The 14,685-nt window shown below is 41.0% G+C and carries 14 protein-coding genes; 5 read left to right on the top strand and 9 right to left on the bottom strand.

What is annotated here, in order from left to right; translation table 11 throughout:
* Positions 1-104 precede the first annotated feature (104 nt).
* Positions 105-1,208 (bottom strand): glutamate 5-kinase, encoded by a 1,104-nt coding sequence (gene proB, locus H5072_RS02370; protein ID WP_024597326.1) that lies wholly within the window; start codon positions 1,206-1,208, stop codon positions 105-107.
* Between the two features lie 119 nt (positions 1,209-1,327).
* Between proB and H5072_RS02365 the strand changes: the two genes are divergently transcribed.
* Positions 1,328-2,287: a DMT family transporter gene (locus tag H5072_RS02365; protein WP_182692558.1), complete on the top strand. Its 960-nt coding sequence runs from the start codon at positions 1,328-1,330 to the stop codon at positions 2,285-2,287.
* Here H5072_RS02365 and H5072_RS02360 read toward each other — a convergent pair.
* From H5072_RS02360 to pdsO, 3 genes are read right to left on the bottom strand one after another with little or no spacing between them, the layout of a single operon-like run.
* Positions 2,182-2,787: a class GN sortase gene (locus H5072_RS02360; RefSeq protein ID WP_182692556.1), complete on the bottom strand. Its 606-nt coding sequence runs from the start codon at positions 2,785-2,787 to the stop codon at positions 2,182-2,184. The genes H5072_RS02365 and H5072_RS02360 overlap by 106 nt on opposite strands.
* Positions 2,784-4,802: a marine proteobacterial sortase target protein gene (locus H5072_RS02355; protein ID WP_182692555.1), complete on the bottom strand. Its 2,019-nt coding sequence runs from the start codon at positions 4,800-4,802 to the stop codon at positions 2,784-2,786. The genes H5072_RS02360 and H5072_RS02355 overlap by 4 nt, the downstream gene beginning before the upstream one ends.
* Before the next feature lie 46 nt (positions 4,803-4,848).
* Positions 4,849-5,580: a sortase-associated OmpA-like protein PdsO gene (pdsO, locus tag H5072_RS02350; protein WP_182692554.1), complete on the bottom strand. Its 732-nt coding sequence runs from the start codon at positions 5,578-5,580 to the stop codon at positions 4,849-4,851.
* A 204-nt stretch (positions 5,581-5,784) separates the two neighbouring features.
* Here pdsO and pdsR point away from each other — a divergent pair, with 204 nt between their 5' ends.
* From pdsR to H5072_RS02335, 3 genes are all read left to right on the top strand, one after another.
* Positions 5,785-6,474 (top strand): proteobacterial dedicated sortase system response regulator, encoded by a 690-nt coding sequence (pdsR, locus tag H5072_RS02345; RefSeq protein WP_182692557.1) that lies wholly within the window; start codon positions 5,785-5,787, stop codon positions 6,472-6,474.
* On the top strand, positions 6,474-8,612 hold the full coding sequence (gene pdsS, locus H5072_RS02340; protein WP_182692553.1) for a proteobacterial dedicated sortase system histidine kinase: 2,139 nt from the start codon (positions 6,474-6,476) through the stop codon (positions 8,610-8,612). Before pdsR ends, pdsS begins: the two co-directional genes overlap by 1 nt.
* Before the next feature lie 281 nt (positions 8,613-8,893).
* Positions 8,894-9,058 carry a hypothetical protein gene (locus tag H5072_RS02335; RefSeq protein ID WP_164487638.1) on the top strand — a complete coding sequence of 55 codons (165 nt, stop codon included), beginning with the start codon at positions 8,894-8,896 and terminating at the stop codon, positions 9,056-9,058.
* A 5-nt stretch (positions 9,059-9,063) separates the two neighbouring features.
* Here the strand turns inward: H5072_RS02335 and H5072_RS02330 are convergent, their stop codons facing one another.
* The gene (locus H5072_RS02330) at positions 9,064-10,314 is read right to left on the bottom strand and encodes a multifunctional CCA addition/repair protein (RefSeq protein ID WP_182692552.1); all 1,251 of its coding nucleotides are present in this window, start codon (positions 10,312-10,314) and stop codon (positions 9,064-9,066) included.
* A gap of 132 nt (positions 10,315-10,446) precedes the next feature.
* On the opposite strand from H5072_RS02330, the gene H5072_RS02325 reads away from it, so the two are divergent.
* Positions 10,447-10,674: a hypothetical protein gene (locus tag H5072_RS02325; RefSeq protein ID WP_182692551.1), complete on the top strand. Its 228-nt coding sequence runs from the start codon at positions 10,447-10,449 to the stop codon at positions 10,672-10,674.
* Between the two features lie 30 nt (positions 10,675-10,704).
* Here the strand turns inward: H5072_RS02325 and H5072_RS02320 are convergent, their stop codons facing one another.
* The 4 genes from H5072_RS02320 to H5072_RS02305 are packed head-to-tail and all read right to left on the bottom strand — an operon-like array spanning position 10,705 to position 14,570.
* Positions 10,705-11,205, bottom strand: coding sequence for a DUF1543 domain-containing protein (locus H5072_RS02320; RefSeq protein ID WP_182692550.1), 501 nt, complete (start codon positions 11,203-11,205; stop codon positions 10,705-10,707).
* Between the two features lie 8 nt (positions 11,206-11,213).
* Positions 11,214-12,563 (bottom strand): sigma 54-interacting transcriptional regulator, encoded by a 1,350-nt coding sequence (locus H5072_RS02315; RefSeq protein WP_182692549.1) that lies wholly within the window; start codon positions 12,561-12,563, stop codon positions 11,214-11,216.
* Between the two features lie 2 nt (positions 12,564-12,565).
* Positions 12,566-13,111, bottom strand: a complete 546-nt coding sequence (locus tag H5072_RS02310; protein WP_182672836.1) for a hypothetical protein — start codon at positions 13,109-13,111, stop codon at positions 12,566-12,568.
* A gap of 1 nt (position 13,112) precedes the next feature.
* Entirely contained in the window at positions 13,113-14,570 is a 1,458-nt protein-coding gene (locus H5072_RS02305) for a sensor histidine kinase KdpD (RefSeq protein ID WP_182692548.1), read from the bottom strand.
* Positions 14,571-14,685 lie beyond the last annotated feature (115 nt).

The following is a 14,685-nucleotide window of genomic DNA, read 5'->3' as shown; positions in this document are numbered from 1 at the left end:
CATTACACTGCCTAAACTAATTAAACTTTTATTAGTCTAGACAATACTCATGAATTTACTAAGTTATGAGGTAATACTTATTAACTAATCCTTTAGAATAGGTATTAAAGTAATACTAAGTCGTCGCGATGCAATACTTCTGCACCACTATCGTATTCAAGTAACTCACCTATTTGATTTGAGTGTGCGCCTTTGATTTTATTTACCTCGGTACTGCTAAAACGCGTTAAGCCACGTGCAATTACTTGATTTTTAGTATCTATTAAATCAATTAAATCGCCTCTTTCAAAACGTCCAAATGCATTAGTAACGCCTTTAGCAAGTAAGCTTGCACCTTTATTTTGAAGGGCACTAATAGCACCTGCATCTATAACAATTTGGCCGGTACTTTTAGGCCCAGCTAGTAGCCATTTTTTACGGCCATCTTTTGGGGCGGTGAGTTTTAAAAAGCGTGTACCAGGTAACTCGTCACTCATACATTTTAAAATAACGTTTTTACCAGCGCCTTTAGCAATAATGACTTCAACGCCTGCACGCCTTGCAATGTCGGCTGCTTGTAATTTGGTTGCCATGCCGCCAGTACCTAAGTTTGTACCACTGCCACCAGCAAGTTGGCGCAGCTCATCGTTTATATGTGTTACTTCACCAATGAGGGTGGCATCGGCATTGGTGCGAGGATCGCTGGTAAATAACCCTTCTTGATCGGTAAGTAGCAATAATTTATTAGCATTAGCCAAAATAGCAACAAGTGCCGATAAATTATCGTTGTCGCCTACTTTTATTTCACTGGTAGCGACTGCGTCATTTTCGTTAATGATGGGCACAACATCGTAATTTAATAACGCATTGAGTGTATCGCGGGCATTAAGGTAGCGCTCTCTGTCGTCTACATCAGCGCGGGTAAGCAGCATTTGCCCTACATTTACCCCATATAAAGCAAACAAGCTCTGCCAAATATGAATAAGTTGACCTTGTCCAATTGCAGCAAGCATTTGTTTATCAATTAAGCTTCTGCCACAGGGTTTTAATAGTTGTTCGCGCCCAGCAGCTACCGCGCCGCTCGACACTAAAATAACCTGATGCCCCTGCTTTTTAAGCTCGCAGCATTGGCGTACTAATTCAACCATATGTGCTTTGTCTAGCTTATCGGTGCCGCCAGTGAGTACGCTTGTTCCAAGCTTTACAACTATTACCTGTTCCCTTTGCATGTGCTTTTTACTATTGATTAATTAAAGATGAATTAATTTATACCAGCTCGGTATTTTTGAACAAGTTAAAAATTTTCATGCTAGGATCTGATTTTATTAAATTAAGTAAATTACTCTCTATGCCTGCCAGTTTATGTTTAATTATTGCCACCTTTTTATGGGGCAGCTCTTTTATTGCGCTCAAATACGCCATTACTATTTACGACCCTGCATTGGTGATATTTTTACGCATGCTCACCACGTTAGTTTTGTCGCTTTGTTTATGGCGCTACGTTATTCGGTTTGAGTATTTAAAAGGTGACTGGAAGTATTTAGTGGGTATGTCGCTTGCTGAGCCTTGCTTATACTTTTTATTTGAAGGCCATGCAATGGAATACACATCAGCCTCGCAGGCCGGTGTTATTGTCTCTTGCTTACCTATTATTATTGCGTTGCTTGCCTTTGTATTACTTAAAGAGCATATAAGCAAAGCCATTGTTGTCGGTTTTACGCTGTGTATTGGCGGCAGTATTTTACTTACGCTTCTTTCACCAAGTACCGACCAAGCACCTAATCCGTTACTAGGTAACTTTTTAGAGCTTATGGCGATGGTGTGCGCTGCATTTTATACCGTAAGTATTAAACATTTAGCTAATCGCTACTCACCCCTGACTTTAATTGCGTTGCAAGGTATTAGCGGCAGCTTGTTTTTTGCGCCGTTTTTATTTTTTATCGACCTACCAAGCGAAAACCAACACGACTTAACTGCGCTCATGAGCATTTTGTATTTAGGTTCGTGTGTAACCCTTGGCGGCTACGGCATGTACAACTATGCAATTAGCAAAGTATCAGTATTAACCGCTGCTGCGTACTCTAATTTAATTCCTATTTTTACACTTATTTTATCAGCTATTATTTTGGGGGAAGTGCTCAACGTTTGGCAATGGCTGAGCATATTTGTGGTATTTATTGGCGTAATGGTAAGCCAGCGCCATCAAGAACTCGTGGTTGATATACCGCTTAGCGAATCAGGCGAAGACATTTGCGCAGATACAAGCAACCTTAAATCAGTACCCGAGGCAAGTGAATCAAAAGGGTAACAGGTAAGCAAATACAGCCCAGGTGTTTGTAAAAATGAGTTTTGGGATTGATGAATAACCTCAATCCCCGTTACCTTATAATTTTGAATCACCCCACTTTGCAGTTGCAAAGTAAACGCCTCTCCCACTTTGGCGTGTTGTAAAAATGCAAAGTGGGTGTCGTTATGCCCTGCTATTAGCGCGCCTTTTTCGTTTCCAAACTCTTTTCCGCCCAGCTCCCCTGCGGGTAAAAATTGGCTAGGCGCAAACGCTAAATTGCGACCACTCGCTCCAGCTAATACACTTAATGTTTTATTATGGCTTGGCCAATCAAGCTTTGCAGTCACGTAGCTGTCGGCGTAATACCACGGTTTTACTTTAATGCCGGGTGATTTAAGCGCCTCTTGCCATGCTTGCTCAATTAATACTTGAGCAAGCCACGCTTTTGCCTGCATATAAGCGCCGTGACCAAATAATCCAAGCCCAGCTATTAGTAAACCCGCGCTTAGCCACTTTTTCATTTACGTGCCCTGCTTAACTTAAATGATCGGTTTATTTTAAGGGCGCTAAATCCCAATAATAAAATACAGCCTAGTAATATATGTAACCTGCTTTGCCCATCGGTTTGCGGTAAACGCATTGCCATACCTTGTGGTACTGCATTAGTAGCTTGCGCCGTTTGCTCTGCCACTTCTTTTATTTGAGTTTGTTCAATCGCTATAAAAGCAGTAAACGGGCTAAGTAATTGATGAGTAAGCGCAAGCTCCTGTACTTCATCTTTAACTGTATTTTGCTCGTTGTATAAAAGTAATGACTTGATTTTTTGGCGCGCCCACAGTTTTGCTATACCTTGAGCGCTTGAGCTATTTTGTGTACTTAATTTAATACTTAAAGGACCTTGTGCTGTTTGCCCAGCAAGTACCACATTTTTAGCATTATTAAGTTTTATGGCGACCATGATAGGCTCACCAAAATATAAATCAGGTAGTGGTGACGGCCAAAAATCTAAGCTGTTACCGCTTTCATCGCTTAGCCCCAAATTAGTAATAGCCGGATGTGCAAGCTTATCAAACAACTGCTGCATTTTAGGTTGCACCTCGCTTGTGCTGCCTATAAACGTAAATGAGCCTTTACCTATATCTGCCGCTCGGCGCATAAAAAAGCTATTCGGTGCGCTGCCAATACCCACTGTAAATAAGCGGCTATCGCCTAATTTACTTTGAATATTTTTAAATAATGCATCTTCATTACTTACGCTGCCATCAGTTAAAAATACAACTTGGCGCACAAAACCATCAAACTCGCTACCATCAAGTACGGCATTAAGCGCACCTTGTATTTCAGTGCCACCGTCGGCCTCTAGGCTATAAATAAATCGCTCTGCACGGCGTAAATTAAAGTCACTGGCTATAAGTGGTTTATCGCTCATTGGAGTTACTATGTTGTCAAAACCAATAATGTTAAAGCTGTCGTCGCTATCAAGTAATGAAAGTGCATAAAACAACGCTTTTTTAGCTTGCTCCATAGATTGCCCATGCATAGAGCCTGACGTATCAACTACAAATACCATTTCACGAGGTAAGCGCTGTGTTTGTGTAAAGTGATCCCCTGGTGGCATTAGCATAGCAAGTCCGTATCGGTCACCATTTTCAAACTGCTGAGTAAAAAATGCGGCTTGAGCTTGCTCTTTTTGCAGCGGTTTAAACTCAAGTACAAAGTCGCGATTAACTGCATTTGTCTCATTTAACGCTATTTTATATTGTCCAAACGCGGTGTTTTGCACATCAACATTGTGAAATTTAGAATTGATATCCACCAGCTCTAAGCCTACGTCTATATCTATGTTTAAGCTAAATTGGCTGCTTGGTACGTTATCATTTTGATTACTGCTTTTAATACTGTAAACAGGGCTTAACCATCCCGTTGGGAGTGAGTTAAAGTGCGTTTGGTTCTGAGTACTCACCTCAACTTCACCACTAATCGCGTGATAACGCGGTGTAATGGTAGTAGGAAATCTAATAGCAAATGTGCCGCTGCTGTAATCAATTATTTCTTGATACTCAAGCTCAATAATTACTTGCTCACCAGGGCCAATATTTGCCACATTCGTAATAAACATATTGGCGCGTTGCTGGCGTACAAGGGCCGCTTGCTTACCTGCTTTTTTAGCCTCCTCGTATTTTTTTTCGGCCTCTACCTTTTTATCAATTTGGCCTTTAATGACTCGCTCACCTATACGCATAGTCATGGCATGTACGGCGCTTTCATCAGGCAATGGAAAAACGTAGCGCGCATTAACCGCAAACGGGTTTTCGTTTTGATAAGTTTGCGTAACTACAACATGATTAATTAGGCCGGTTAAGGTCATATTGGCGTCGCTTTTTAATATTATTGCTGGGCCTGCTGGCGCACCATTGCTATCAAAAAGCTCTAACTTGGGTGATTGCGCATGGCTTTTGAAGCTCGCTAACAGCACAATCGCTATGAATATAAAAATGCTTACTTTAGTAAGCATTTTGGTCGGTTTACTCAACATAAAATCACTCCATCGAACGCTTTGTTTTACTTAGATTCAGTTAGGTTTAGTTACTCGCCGTTTGGCCATTTACTGAGTTCATTGAGCGAGTGGTAAGCGTTACGCGTCTATCAAAAAAGTTATCTTCCACCGTGTTACTGTTAGCCAATGTTTGCTGCTCGCCAAATGCCTGCGTGCTTAAGCGTTTATGGCTCACGCCGTGTTTTATTAAATAGCTTTGCACGGCATTTACACGTGCTTTGGAAAGTAAAAGGTTGGCTTGCTCATCGCCTCGTTGATCGGCAAAGCCACTTAAATCAAGTGCGAGTTGTGGTTGGTTGTTTAACAAGGTAACCAGTTGGTCTAACTGCAGCGCAAAATGCGGGGCAATAACACTTGAACCTGTTTTAAATTGCACCGTCATCGCCAATAAGTTATTAATTTGAACTTGAGTTAACTGCTCATTTTGATTGGCAAGCACTTCTAGCTGTTGCTCTAACATATTGTTGTGGTTAAGCACGTGTTGGTAATCGCTGGTTTTTTCTTTCATAACCGTAATTGCACGCTCTTGCTCTGCAATTTTGTTATCAGCTACTTTTGAATCACCTATTAAACCACCGGCAAATGCCCCAATAAACGCACCTATTGGCCCGCCTACTACGCCGCCAATAATAGCGCCTGCACCTAGCCCAATAGCCGTTTCTTTATGGGCTTCTTTTGATGGCGTGTTAGATGTTGAGGCAATTGCTGGAGTACAAAAACTAGCAATCAGTGTTAATGCGATTAATGTCTTCTTCATGATGTGCTCCTTAAACTTACTTTTTAATTTGTGATGTTTTGTTTTGATGGACCTATTAAAACAAGCTCAAGTGGCAACAAAGGGGATCAAAAATGGCAAACTGCTGAGCAATTGTGGCAAAAAAATGGCAATTGCCTTTTTAAGCGTACTTAGCTTAAAAACTTCGATATAGTGCACAACAGAGCCGATAGGATAATGATTAAGATGAAAAAAATAGCCATCGTTGAAGATGAACCCGCAATCCGCGAAAACTACATAGAAATGCTGAGTGCACAGGGCTACCAAGTCAGTGGCTTTGAAAATCGCGCTAGCGCTGAAGCTGAATTTAAAAATGCCCTGCCCGATTTAGCCATTGTTGATATTGGCCTAGGCCATGAAATAGATGGTGGTTTTTTACTGTGCCAAACATTGCGATCGCTTTCTAAAACACTGCCTATTATTTTTTTAACCGCCCGCGATAGCGAAATAGATACCGTATGCGGCCTACGCATGGGCGCCGACGACTACCTAACAAAAGACATAAGCTTGGCTCACTTGGCTGCACGTATTGGTGCGCTGTTTCGCCGAATGGAAGCACTTGAACAACCCGCTGATGCAAATGCACTCATAACACGCGGGCAGTTAACGCTCGACACGCAACGTATGCAGGTATTTTGGCAGCAACAATTAGTTGATTTAACCGTAACCGAATTTTGGATGCTGCATTCACTTGCCCATCGACCAGGCCATGTTAAAAGCCGTAACGATTTGATGAGCGATGCAAAAATTTATGTAGACGACAGCACTATTACTTCGCACGTAAAACGTATTCGTAAAAAATTTATAGCAATCGATAGCACCTTTGATTGCATAGATACCGTGTATGGCATGGGCTATCGGTGGGAACAACACTAATGCTACGATTTGGTCTGCGCAGTAAATTTATATTACTTTCATGTTTTTTGTTTTTGCTGCCGTGGCTTGGCTACGAGTACGTATGGGAAATGGAAAAGTTTTTACGCCAAGGCCAAGAAAAAACCCTCGTAGGCACCACTCGTGCACTTGCTACTGCATTACATGAGCGCCCTGCATTATTTGACGAGCAAACCAACTTTTTAGACCAAGTTGTAAAAGGTCGCGATTTATACGCTTATAATCTTAAAAACCCTATTCAGCTCGACGGTAAACTTAACGATTGGGAAAGTTACCAGCCGTTATTTTGGCACTACGACAAACGCTATTTACAAAAAACAGATAACAAACATCAAGCCAGTGACTTATCGTTTTATCATATGGTGGGAAAATTTGATAACTACTTATACGCCGTATTTAAAGTCACCGACAATACCCTTATTTATCGCGCTAAAAATAGTTTAAGCATTACCAATAACGATTATTTACAAATTGGCTTAAAAACACCTGACGGCCAATTTAATACCTATATAATTGCGCCACGCCAAGACGGCTGGATTAATGCGTTTGATGCAAATACCAAAGCCCCTTTTACTAAAATTCAGGGCTATTTTGAAAGTACCGAATCAGGTTATAACGTAGAGCTGCGCTTTCCTATTAGCATGCTGGGCAACAAACTTGGCTTTGCTATTGTTGACATTGATAGTAAAGAGGCATTGCTCGAGCCTAAAATAATGTCAACCTCAAACTTAAATAACCCAAACGATTTGGGCTCGGTATTAGTCCCTTCCCCAGAAATTAGCCGTATTTTAAAAGGTATGGGCCACAGTGGTAGCCGCATTTGGGTGGTTGATAACCATCATCGTGTACTTGCGCAATCGGGTACTATTCAAAATGCAGATGGCGTATGGGCTGATGGACTTGCTAACAAAGCACCTGAAACTTGGTGGCAGCGCTTTGAGCAAAATTACTTACACCCAATTTACTATAAAATATTAACGCGCCCCGAAAATGAGTTTTTAGATACCCTGCACGATGTAGCTTCTATGCAGGGCACACATTTAGCGAAAGCATTAAAAGGACAACCTGCATCGTCTTGGCGCTTAACTCCCGACAGCAAAGCCGTTATTTTATCGGCCGCTTACCCTATTTGGATTCAAGACCAAGTAATTGGCGCGGTAATAGCAGAGGAAACCACAAACGGCGTACGTACGCTGCGTAACAAATCGCTCGAAAAACTCTTTAACGTTATTTTAGCTGTGATGCTAATTGGGACTGTCACCTTGTTCTTTTTTGCCTCACGTATATCGAACCGAATTAGGCGGCTGCGCGATACTGCTGAGCAAGCAATTGATGCACAAGGGCGTGTTACCGGCAGTATCAATTACAGCGATGCTAACGATGAAATTGGGGATCTGTCTCGTAGTTTTTCAAATATTGTAAGCCGACTTGGTGGCTATACCGATTACTTAGAAAATATGTCGTCACGGTTATCCCACGAGCTGCGCACGCCAGTTGCCGTAGTGCGCTCATCACTCGAAAACTTGCAAAGCTTGCCACAAAACGAGCTGAGTCAAAAATACCTCGACCGCGCCAGTGAAGGCGTTGAACGCTTAGGTAAAATAATAACCACCATGAGCGAAGCCACCCGCCTTGAGCAGAGTATTCAAAGCAACGAGTCTGAGCCTTTTGATTTACAAAAAGTAATAAATGGTTGCATGCAAGGCTACCAGCTTACTTACCCAAACCAGTTATTTACGCTTGATGTATGCCAAAGCAAATTACCTATGCAAGGTGCACCGGAGTTTATAGCCCAGCTGCTTGATAAACTTATTAGTAACGCGCTGGAGTTCAGCAAAGCCAATACGGCTATTAATGTAAGCCTTAAGCAGAGCGAAAATAAAGCAACATTAACAGTGAGTAATACTGGTCCTGCTTTACCTGAAGGACTCACTGAGCATATTTTTGACTCTATGGTGTCGGTACGTAGCCAGCAAATGCAGCAACAGCCACATTTGGGGTTAGGGCTTTATATTGTAAGGCTGGTGTGCGATTACCATAAAGGCAGTGTAACCGCGCAAAACAACGAGCAAGGTAATGGTGTAGTGTTTACCGTAACACTGCCGTTAGCTAATGGTTAGGGCTGTATTTATACCGTTATATTTGTACCGTTATATTTATAGCCCCAGCATTATATGCAAATAGTAAGTACGCAATAAGTTAAATTCAGCTGTATATTTTTAGTTAAAAAGAGCTACTTTAATTTACCTTAACTCCATATAAATTAACAAACAACCCCCTCTCATCCCTCAAAACCTGCCGGTTACAATTTAGTACAACTTCATATGTAACTATTCACTTTTAATTCAGTCGAATGACCATACCCTACATCATATTAAAGTATTAAATTGAAGGAATACCCATGAAACCATCACTAGAGCGTGAAGAACTAGACTTTATTTTTGACTTATACAGGCCCTCTAAAAAACCTGAGCCTGAAGAGATAAAACCAAAAAGCACCAATTACAAAGAGCTAAGAAAGCACGACGCGACTAAAAACCAAGGCGTATCGCACTACTTAGTCTGATTTTATTACGCTTGGGACTTCTCATGTTCTAAAAATGCTTTAATGCAGTTTATTTCTGCAAGTTTTACTTCTTCGCCTATTTCAGGGCCTTTTTTGCCATTTTTAAGCGCATCTTGCACTACTTGCTTCTTATCCATTTTTTGCAGTTCAGTATGAATTGCTCGCAGTTTAGCTGCTTGCGGGTATGGCTTATCTACCAGTGTTTCACCACGCCCTTGTGCATCACATTGGCATGCTTGGGTAAACGCTATAAAACGTTCTGGGTGTACCAACGCATTTAGGTTAGTCACTATTAGCTTGTGAATGGTTTGCGGCCTTAACTGATCAACTGTATGGCAAAGGGTGTGATTATCACTGGTGAGTACACCAATATCGCGAAAACGGTTAGGCACTTTTAAGCGCTCACAAAACGCCTCAATAACTGCAACGCCTTCGCGTTCATGCCCCCGTAGGTTTCCATATTTTTTAAAACTCAGCGCTTTTCCAAAATCATGGGTAAGTGCAGCAAAACGTGCTTCCAAGTTAAAATTTAAATCGGCTGCACGCCTAAGTACCAACATAGTATGCACAAATACATCCCCTTCAGGATGATGGTTTGCCGGTTGCGGTACATTAACCATGCGCTCAAGTTCTGGAAAAATACCCAAGCCTTGCAATGCTTCAAAATAAAGCTCAGGGTGCTTTTCACCCAGTGCTTTTTCGGTTTCAAGCCACACGCGCTCAGGTACTAAATGATTGAGCTCACCTTTATTTTTAAGCTCGCGCATTAATGCATAGGTACTTGGGTGAATACGCCAATCACTGCCATAGCGCGCTAAAAAACGGGCAATACGCAGTACTCGAACAGGATCTTCTACAAATGCCTCAGTGGTGTGGCGCAGTGTTTTATTTTGTAAGTCAGTTTGGCCATTAAACGGGTCAATAATATTACCGTGTTCATCAAGCGCCATTGAATTTATGGTTAAATCACGCCTTGCTAAATCTTCTTCGAGCGTAACGGTTGGGCTGGCATCAACCACAAAGCCAGTATAGCCTTTGCCACTTTTACGCTCTGTGCGCCCTAGTGCATATTCTTCTTTTGTTTTTGGGTGTAAGTAAACCGGAAAATCACTACCTATTGGCACAAAACCAAGCGATTCCATCGTTTTTGGTGTTTCCCCAATCACTACATAGTCGTTATCTTTTGATTTTATATTTAGCAGTTTGTCGCGCACTGCACCGCCAACGAGGTAAACTTGTTTTAAGTTACTTTTCACTTTATTCCCAATAACACTTGCCCAATTGTTTGACGCTAATCATATCATTAATTAAAAAATTCTGCGGTATTTGCCAAGCTTAAGTAAGCTCATTACAATGGCGCATTATTTTTAGCTATAGCCTCATAATTAATGAAAAACCATTCATCAAAAAAAGAACTCATGTTACTACCCATTTTATTAGTGGTTATTTTGATGTGTGTGGCGGGTCACTTTTTACTACAAGCAAATTTTCAAGACAGTAATTTGGTTGAATACATGTTGGCAGCACTGCCGTTTGCTATGTTTGGGTTGGTTATTGTGGCGTTTAAAATGGCGGCTAAAAGCGAAAAGGATGAACAAAACAAGCAGGACTCTTAATCCTACTCTGTTTTAGCTACTTATTATAATTTAAAGTATGTGATAGCCAAACCAGTCTGGCTTTATCGGCTGCGATATACCGCTGGGCGTGAGCTTAATGTTTAGCTGGCTGTCGAGTAAATCAATGGCAAAGCAATCGTCCACATCATGTAAATCATCTTTATGAATATGACTAAGCCCTGCGAGCAAATCGTTTTTAGCGCGCTCTTTAGCTTCATGGCTACTGCTTGCAACATACAGTGCAAAGTCATGTTGCTCAGCCATGGAATCACTTCTGTAAGCGCCTAAATTTACAAAATAGAGTTGTTTATTTTGCCCCACATAGCTATCAACAACTTCTACTTTAAAGCCATCAATATGATTAATTGCCATGTAGCTATCCATGTGAACACTACTTCTGTCGCCTACCCATTGGCTTTTTAACTTTGAGTAGGTTTGCTCTATATTCTCCCCTACTACAAAACGAATATCATGCATTTCAATGTGGCAACCTTGAATCCGGCCACCTAAATACACCATAAATAACTGCATGCTTTTCCTTAACCTAAATTATCAACATCAATATTATGCTTTTTAATCAACTTATAAAAATCTGAGCGGTTGCGCTTGGCAAGCTTAGCGCCTTCAGCTACGTTACCACCTGCCATTTTTAAAGTGTTAATTACATAGTCGCGCTCAAACTCTTTTTTAGCGTCGTTTAGTGATAATGGTTCTACGTTTGTTTCGTTACTATTTAGCGCAGCTAACACTAAGTGCTCTGAAATAACATCGCTTGGCGTTAATGCTACAACCTGCTCTACTACGTTTTGTAATTGGCGGATATTACCTGGCCAGTCGTAACGTACAAGCGCATGCATAGCATCGCTTGCAAAGTGTTTTTCAGTTTGGTTCATGCGCTTAGCAATGCTTGCACTAAAGTGCTGTGCTAATAAGCTTATATCTTCGCGGCGCTCACACAGTGGCGGTAATTTTAAATTAACTACGTTTAAGCGATAGTATAAATCTTCTCTAAATTGCTGGTTTAAAATAGCTTCAGGAAGATTTTTATGTGTTGCCGACACTATGCGTACATCAATTGCTACCTCTTCTTGAAAACCTACTGGGCGAATTGTTTTTTCTTGTAATACGCGCAGTAACTTAACCTGTAAGTTAAGCGGCATATCGCCAATTTCGTCTAAAAATAACGTGCCACCCTGTGCTTGTTGAAACAAACCTTGGTGATCTTTAATTGCACCCGTAAACGAGCCTTTTTTATGACCAAATAATTCGGACTCTAAAAGCTCCCCTGGTACAGCACCGCAGTTAATTGCAACAAAAGGGCCACCGCTTACATGGCTATGCTGATGAATCGCCTGTGCGAGTAATTCTTTACCAGTACCACTAGCCCCCGAAATAAGTACATTAACTTGCGTTGGCCCAAGTAGTTTTACTTGCTCTAACAAGTGCAGCATTGCACCACTGCGCGTAACTATATTACTTTTAGGTGCAGCTTCATCGGCGTTAACACCATGAATTTCTATCGCTTTTGCAAGGCTGTCAAATAGCTCATCTTTATCCACTGGTTTAGTTATAAATGCAAAAATGCCCTGCTTAGTTGCCTCTACTGCATCAGGAATTGAGCCGTGCGCTGTCATCATAATGACAGGTAATGCAGGGTAGCGGCTTTGCAGCTGACGATGCAGTGCCATACCATCCATTTCATCCATGCGTAAGTCGGTTATTACGGCGTCAAACACTTGGCTTTTAAGTATTTGTAGTGCGGTTAAGCCGCTTTCGCAGGTTGTTACTTCGTATCCTTTTGATTCAATACGAATAGCGAGCAGTTTTAATAAGCTAGCGTCGTCGTCTACGAGTAATACTTTTGCACCTTGTACTTTAGTTGCGGCCATCGTTACTGCTCCTTCGTTTCTTCTCGTAGTAAAAGTTGCTGCTCAATCGTTGCTAACGATGAGAGGGTTTCTTGCATTTTATTATTAAGTGCTTGCTGCTCTTTTTTAGCATTTATTTGCATAGTTACTTGCTGCTTTTGAAGCCATAAATATTGCTTTATGTCATCAGGCCAAAAGTAAGCAAGATCGAGCTTTAGCAACTGAGTCATTACCGTATTTGGATCATTATTTATGTTTAAGCACATAAATTTAAAAAAGCGTTTAAGCTCGTTTTCGCCTGTAAAAACATTTTTGCTAGGTACCAATTTAAACCCGCCACACTGATTAGCGTGCCATGCAATAACTTGCTCTGCAGGAGGATAGCTTGGTTCAATTTTTGGTCTAGGTTTTGGACTAGGGTTACTGTTTTTGTCGGTCGTTTTTTTTGTATCGACCACAGGTGCAGGTGTAATTGACACACGCTCTTCTTGCCCATTATTAATTTCACAACCTGATATAACCATGCTGCTACTGAGCACACATAAAATAGCGATTAAACGCAAGCGCATGTTAATTAACTCCTAGATTTTTTGTTATGGGAATTTTAATTGAAAACCGGCAACCATGTGGCTCGTTATGCTCAACACTAAGTGTACCTCTTAGCTGTTCAACAGACTCTTTTACAATAGTTAAACCCAGCCCACTGCCTTGCAGCGTAACATTTTTACTGTGTTTACCTTGATAAAATGCGCTGAAAATTTGAGTTTTTTCTTGCTCTTTAATACCGCACCCTTTATCAAGTAGAACGATACAAAGCTGGTTTTGCTCAAGCGCTAAATTAATAGTAACGCTTTGCTTATCTTCTGAAAATTTTAAGCCATTTGAAATAAGCTGAATTAAAATCATCTCAATAAGCTCACTAGGTAAAGCAAGCGGTTTGTTAGGTAAAGTATTTTGCCACTGCAGAGCTTGCTGACGCGCAGTTAAGCGATGCTCAAAATGGCTATTAATTTTATTAATAAGAAGACTAAATTCAACTTCGCTTAGGCTATCTTTACTGGTGCGAATCGCATTATAACTCAGCAAGCTGTCAATCATTGTACGAAGGCGCACCATAGATTGGCTAATAAGCTCAAGCACTGCTTTTTGCTCAGCGGTAATTGGACCTACTATTTCATCAGTTAATAAGTCAGTGCCTTCGACCATTGAAGCAAGCGGCGTTTTTAGCTCATGAGTTACATGGCGTAAAAAAGTATCTTTTTGCTGCTCAAGCATATGAAGCTGTTCTTGTACCCATTGGAGCTTTTCTCCTAGCTCAACAAGCTCAGCTGAACCTTTCACAGATATTTTTTGCTGCCAATGCCCCTGCCCAAGCTTATCAATAACCGTAGTTAACCCTTTTAGCCGCCCACTTATGCGCCATAAAAAACCTCCCCCAACAATTAAAGTCAGTGGAATAAGTGCCACCAGCCAATTTATAAATGACGCTTGCAGGCTTGTAAGCTCTTTTTGGTTATTGGTAATTTGCGCTTCGTTTTTATCACGTAACCATAAAGTAAGCTCAGCAACTAAATCGCTCACTGGCACAAATAGCTCAGCTTGCTGTTGTTTTTTCTCAACAAGCTCTACATGCGCGGTTTGTAAGGTGGTATATAAGCGTTGCCATTGGTTGATATACTCTTTATTCGTGTTTACAAATTTGAGTTCATCAATGCTTTGTAGGGATGATTGCCATTTATCGACAATGAGCTTATCTAGCGATTCACTTTTTAATACCCAGTTTTGTCTAGTGGCGCGTTCAAGACTGTTGAGTTCTTGCTTTAAAGTGTTAAACGATTTGGTAACTTGGTAGTTGCTACTCACAATACTTTGAGTAACCGCTAATTGCTTATTAAGCGCATTTAAAAATACGATCACCACTATAGAAAGCGGCAGTAGCGAAAGCAGCATACTCATTGCAAATTGCCCAATTAAATTAGGCCGCCAGTTAAGCATTGCTTGGTATTTTTTAGCTATGGTTGCTGGCATTTCGTTTAGTCCTTTTAAGTTAAGCGTTCTATTATTAAGTGCTTACCTTATACACTAGCTGAACCAGCAATTATATTTAATACGATTAACAGCCAGCACTACAAAACAATGTGTC

The sequence above is a fragment of the Pseudoalteromonas sp. SR45-5 genome (genome assembly GCF_014163565.1).
In the GTDB taxonomy this organism is placed as follows: Bacteria; Pseudomonadota; Gammaproteobacteria; order Enterobacterales; family Alteromonadaceae; genus Pseudoalteromonas; species Pseudoalteromonas distincta.
Note: the sequence above shows the minus strand (reverse complement) of the source record. Positions and strands in the feature narration are given on the sequence as shown.

Bases quoted from the DNA above. Each gene is read 5' to 3' on its own strand.
- H5072_RS02365 (WP_182692558.1), top strand. From the start codon at position 1,328: ATGCCTGCCAGTTTATGTTTAATTATTGCCACCTTTTTATGGGGCAGC.
- H5072_RS02305 (WP_182692548.1), bottom strand. From the start codon at position 14,570: ATGCCAGCAACCATAGCTAAAAAATACCAAGCAATGCTTAACTGGCGG.
- H5072_RS02325 (WP_182692551.1), top strand. From the start codon at position 10,447: ATGAAAAACCATTCATCAAAAAAAGAACTCATGTTACTACCCATTTTA.
- H5072_RS02310 (WP_182672836.1), bottom strand. From the start codon at position 13,111: ATGCGCTTGCGTTTAATCGCTATTTTATGTGTGCTCAGTAGCAGCATG.
- H5072_RS02335 (WP_164487638.1), top strand. From the start codon at position 8,894: ATGAAACCATCACTAGAGCGTGAAGAACTAGACTTTATTTTTGACTTA.
- pdsO (WP_182692554.1), bottom strand. From the start codon at position 5,580: ATGAAGAAGACATTAATCGCATTAACACTGATTGCTAGTTTTTGTACT.
- H5072_RS02315 (WP_182692549.1), bottom strand. From the start codon at position 12,563: ATGGCCGCAACTAAAGTACAAGGTGCAAAAGTATTACTCGTAGACGAC.
- pdsS (WP_182692553.1), top strand. From the start codon at position 6,474: ATGCTACGATTTGGTCTGCGCAGTAAATTTATATTACTTTCATGTTTT.
- pdsR (WP_182692557.1), top strand. From the start codon at position 5,785: ATGAAAAAAATAGCCATCGTTGAAGATGAACCCGCAATCCGCGAAAAC.
- H5072_RS02360 (WP_182692556.1), bottom strand. From the start codon at position 2,787: ATGAAAAAGTGGCTAAGCGCGGGTTTACTAATAGCTGGGCTTGGATTA.
- H5072_RS02320 (WP_182692550.1), bottom strand. From the start codon at position 11,205: ATGCAGTTATTTATGGTGTATTTAGGTGGCCGGATTCAAGGTTGCCAC.
- H5072_RS02355 (WP_182692555.1), bottom strand. From the start codon at position 4,802: ATGTTGAGTAAACCGACCAAAATGCTTACTAAAGTAAGCATTTTTATA.
- proB (WP_024597326.1), bottom strand. From the start codon at position 1,208: ATGCAAAGGGAACAGGTAATAGTTGTAAAGCTTGGAACAAGCGTACTC.